This is a genomic window from Arthrobacter sp. TB 26, from assembly GCF_000427315.1.
Taxonomy (GTDB): domain Bacteria; phylum Actinomycetota; class Actinomycetes; order Actinomycetales; family Micrococcaceae; genus Arthrobacter.
Genome location: NZ_AUPJ01000299.1, coordinates 408 through 4,874 on the forward strand (window position 1 = coordinate 408; position 4,467 = coordinate 4,874).

Annotated in this window: 2 protein-coding genes; one reads left to right on the forward strand and one right to left on the reverse strand. The window is 66.6% G+C overall.

Annotated elements, in window-relative coordinates:
• Positions 1-141: 141 nt before the first annotated feature.
• A complete protein-coding gene (locus K789_RS0110805) occupies positions 142-2,361 on the reverse strand; it encodes an NADP-dependent isocitrate dehydrogenase (RefSeq protein ID WP_024366776.1) in 2,220 nt (739 codons plus the stop codon).
• A gap of 247 nt (positions 2,362-2,608) precedes the next feature.
• On the opposite strand from K789_RS0110805, the gene K789_RS0110810 reads away from it, so the two are divergent.
• Positions 2,609-3,619 (forward strand): trypsin-like serine peptidase, encoded by a 1,011-nt coding sequence (locus K789_RS0110810; protein WP_024366777.1) that lies wholly within the window; start codon positions 2,609-2,611, stop codon positions 3,617-3,619.
• Positions 3,620-4,467 lie beyond the last annotated feature (848 nt).

Here is a 4,467-nt window from a genome sequence, read left to right on the forward strand (position 1 = left end):
CCCCCGCCCGCCGTCGTGCCCGTGCCGCCGGCCGACAGCGGCAAGGCCAAAGGCAAGGGCAAGGGCAACGGCTAGCCGCAACAGCAAAACGCCCCGCTTCCCTGATGGGAGGCGGGGCGTCTGCGTTGCGCTGAACGGCTGTTAGCCGAGCAGGGACAGCACTTCGCTGAACTTCGCCGAGGGCCGCATGGCTGCGGTGACCTTGGCCTCGTCCGGGTGGTAGTAGCCACCGAGATCCACCGGGGAGCCCTGGACGGCCAGGAGTTCGCTGACGATGGTCTGCTCACCGGAATCCAGCGCTCCGGAGACGGCGGCGAACGCCGCGGCCAGCTCGGCGTCGTCGGTCTGGCGGGACAGTTCCTGGGCCCAGAACTTGGCCAGGTAGAAGTGGCTGCCGCGGTTGTCGAGCTCGCCGGCCTTGCGCTTCGGGGACTTGTTCTCCAGCAGGAAGGTGCCGGTGGCGCGGTCCAGGGTGTCGGCCAGGATCTGCGCGCGGGCGTTGCCCGTGGAGGTGGCCAGGTGCTCGAAGCTGACGGCGAGGGCCAGGAACTCGCCCAGGCTGTCCCAGCGCAGGTGGTTTTCCTTGAGCAGCTGCTGGACGTGCTTCGGGGCGGAGCCACCGGCACCGGTTTCGAAGAGGCCACCGCCGTTGATCAGCGGAACCACGGAGAGCATCTTGGCGCTGGTGCCGAGTTCCAGGATCGGGAACAGGTCCGTGAGGTAGTCGCGCAGCACGTTGCCGGTCACCGAGATGGTGTCCTCGCCCTTACGGATACGTTCCAGGGTGAAGGCCGTCGCATCCTCAGGGGTCATGATGTCGATCTGGAGGCCCTCGGTGTCGTAGTCCTTGAGGTATTCCTCAACCTTGGCGATCATCTGGGCGTCGTGGGCGCGGCCCTTGTCCAGCCAGAAGATGGCCGGCATGGCGGAGGCGCGGGCACGGGTGACGGTCAGCTTGACCCAGTCGCGGATCGGCACGTCCTTGGTCTGGCAGGCACGCCAGATGTCGCCCGGGGCAACCTGGTGCTCGATCAGTACGGTGCCGGCGTCGTCGACTACCTGGACGGTGCCGGCGGACTGGATCTCGAAGGTCTTGTCGTGGCTGCCGTATTCCTCAGCGGCCTGGGCCATCAGGCCAACGTTCGGGACGGTGCCCATCGTGGTCGGGTCGAAGGCGCCGTGGGCGCGGCAGTCGTCCAGGACCACCTGGTAGATGCCGGCGTAGCTGCTGTCCGGGAGGACGGCGAGCGTGTCGGCTTCCTGGCCGTCGCGGCCCCACATGTGGCCGGAGCTGCGGATCATGGCCGGCATGGAGGCGTCCACGATCACGTCGGAGGGGACGTGCAAGTTGGTGATGCCCTTGTCGGAATCGACCATGGCCAGCTCGGGGCCGTCATTCAGGCCCTTCTTGATGGCAGCCTCCACGTCGCCGCGGATCTCTTCGGGGAGGTCCTCGAGGCCGTTGAGGATGGAGGCCAGGCCGTTGTTCGGGCTCAGGCCGGCGGCGGCGATCTGGGCGCCGTAGGTGTCGAAGAGCTCGGCGAAGTATGCCTTGACGACGTGCCCGAAGATGATCGGGTCCGAGACCTTCATCATGGTCGCCTTGAGGTGGGCGGAGAACAGCACGCCCTCTTCCTTGGCGCGTGCAACCTGCGCCGCGAGGAAGCTGTCCAGGGCGGCGGCGCGCATCACGGTGCCGTCGATGACCTCGCCGGCGAGGACGGGGAAGGCCCGCTTGAGGATCTTGACCGTGCCGTCTTCCTTGACCAGCTGGATCTTGATGTTTCCGTCGGCCTTGATGACCACGGACTTCTCGTTGGAGCGGAAGTCATCGGTGTCCATCGTGGCGACGTTGGTCTTGGACTCGGCGGTCCAGGCTCCCATGCTGTGCGGGTTCTGCCGGGCGTAGGCTTTGACCGAGAGCGGTGCACGGCGGTCGGAGTTGCCTTCGCGCAGCACCGGGTTGACGGCGGAACCCTTGATCTTGTCGTAGCGGGAGCGGATGTCCGTCTCCTCGTCCGAGGAGGGGTTGTCCGGGTAGTCCGGGAGGGCGTAGCCCTGCCCCTGGAGTTCCGCGATGGCGGCCTTCAACTGCGGCGTCGAGGCGCTGATGTTGGGCAGCTTGATGATGTTGGCTTCGGGCTTCTTGACGAGGCCCCCGAGTTCAGCCAAGGCGTCACTGACGCGCTGCTCTTCGGTGAGGTAGTCGCCGAACGCGGCGATGATGCGGCCGGCCAGCGAAATGTCGCGGGTCTCCACTGCCACACCGGCCGTCGAAGCGAAGGCTTCGACAATCGGCAAGAACGAATAGGTTGCCAGCATCGGCGCTTCGTCGGTGTGGGTATAGATAATCTTTGCCATTGCTCGGGCGTCTCCCTGAAGGTCTGGGTATTTCCGGAATTTAGTGCCATTTCAACATCCCTAACTTACCCGAGGGAGCCGGGTTGCCGCCTACCGGTGTCGTACGCCCCAAACTCCATGACGCCCGCAACATGCCATGACAGAAATTGACAAGATGCTTTACAGATTCGTCAAAGTCCCGTAGTTTCGTTCCCATCACAGCGGCCATCAACGGCGGCCGCCCCGCTTTCCACCGGTTAGGACACCCATGAGAACACCCAAGACTCTGGCCACCAGCCTTCTCACCCTCTCGGCAGCGGCGCTGTTGGCGCTGAGCGCTGCGGGCGCAGCGAGCGCCGCCCCGGCAACCGGCAAGGCACCGACGGAGACGTCGGGCGTCAGCAGCCACGCCGTCGTCGAGACCGGCGGAGCGGAGTATTGGACGGAGGAGCGGATGCGCAACGCCATCCCCGGTGACGTGCTGGCCGACAAGGCAGTGCAGCGCGGCGCCAACTCCAAGGCCGCCCTGAACCGCCCGGCGGAAGCGGGAGCACCGAGCACCGTCGAGGCCCTGGCCCCGAGCCTGCAGGCGAAGGAAGTCCAGCAGCTCCAGCCAAGGGCCAACGCGAGCGAAACCCCGGTCAAGCACATCGGGAAGGTCTTCTTCACCCTCGGCGGCACCAACTATGTGTGCTCCGGCAACTCGGTCTCCTCCACGAACAAGAGCACCGTCTCCACGGCCGGGCACTGCGTCAACGAGGGCCCCGGCGCCTTCGCCACCAAGTTCACCTTCGTCCCCGCCTACCTGAACGGCTCCGCCCCCTACGGCATGTGGACCGCCAAGGCCCTCTACGCCCCGACCCAGTGGAGCTCCGGCGGCGACATGACGTACGACACCGGCTTCGCGGTCATGAACACCCTCAATGGCCAGAAGCTGGCGGATGTCGTCGGCGCCTCGGGCGTGCAGTTCAACGCCGCCCGCGGCCTGAGCTACAAGTCCTTCGGCTACCCGGCGGCGGCACCCTTCAACGGTGAATCCCTGAAGAGCTGCAGCGGCACGGCCACGAACGACCCGTACAACCCGCAGTTCAACTCCCAGGGCATCCCCTGCAACATGACCGGCGGATCCTCGGGCGGCCCGTGGTTCATCGGTTCCAGCTCCACCGGCTACCAGAACTCGGTCAACAGCTACGGCTACGGCAGCAAGTCCACCACGATGTACGGCCCGTACTGGGGCTCGGTCATCCAGCAGGCCTACAGCACGGCGGCCGCTGCCTAGGACAGCCAGCCACACCACACCAGCGCGGGGTCACATGCGGCCCATCTCCAGCAGCGGGGATGGACCCACAGTGGCCCCGCGTTGCCGTTTAACCCCGGTGCTGGGCCCCGATCCTTCCCGGCCCCACTGGACATGCCCTCCGGTGCCACCGGACATGCCCTCCGCACAGACCCAGGACTGGACATAAACCCATTCTGCCCACTCCTTGGCACTAACAATGGGCATGTCCCCCGGGCCAGAATTCCGCCCCGCCCCAACGCCACCGGACATGCCCCCCGCACCGACCCAGGACTGGACATAAACCCATCGTGCCCACCCCTTGGCACCAAGAATGGGCATGTCCCCCGGGCCAGAATTCCGCCCCGCCCCAACGCCACCGGACATGCCCCCCGCACCGACCCAGGACTGGACATAATCCCATCGTGCCCACTCCTTGGCACCAAGAATGGGCATGTCCCGCGGGGTTCCGGGTCCGGGGCTCTGGGTAGGGTGGGGCGCATGACGATCCGGGAAGAGACCAAAACCTTCGAAACCTCGGGCAGCCCACGCACCTCCGCCGGCGATACGGCGGGCACCAGCCAGGAAAGTACGCCCGGCATCGGCCACGCGGAACTCCTCCGGCTGGTTAACGCCGTGATCTGGCCGGGATTCTCCGGCCAGACCGTGCCGCCGTGGCTCGCGGCCGCCCTGCGCCGGGGCGTTGCGGGCGTGGTCTACTTCAGCCAGAACATCGATCCCGCAGACCCGGCCCAGCTGGCCCGGCTCTCGGCCTCCGTCCGGGATGCCAACCCGCTCGCGGTCATCGGCAGCGATGAGGAAGGCGGGAACGTCACCCGGCTGGAGGCCCG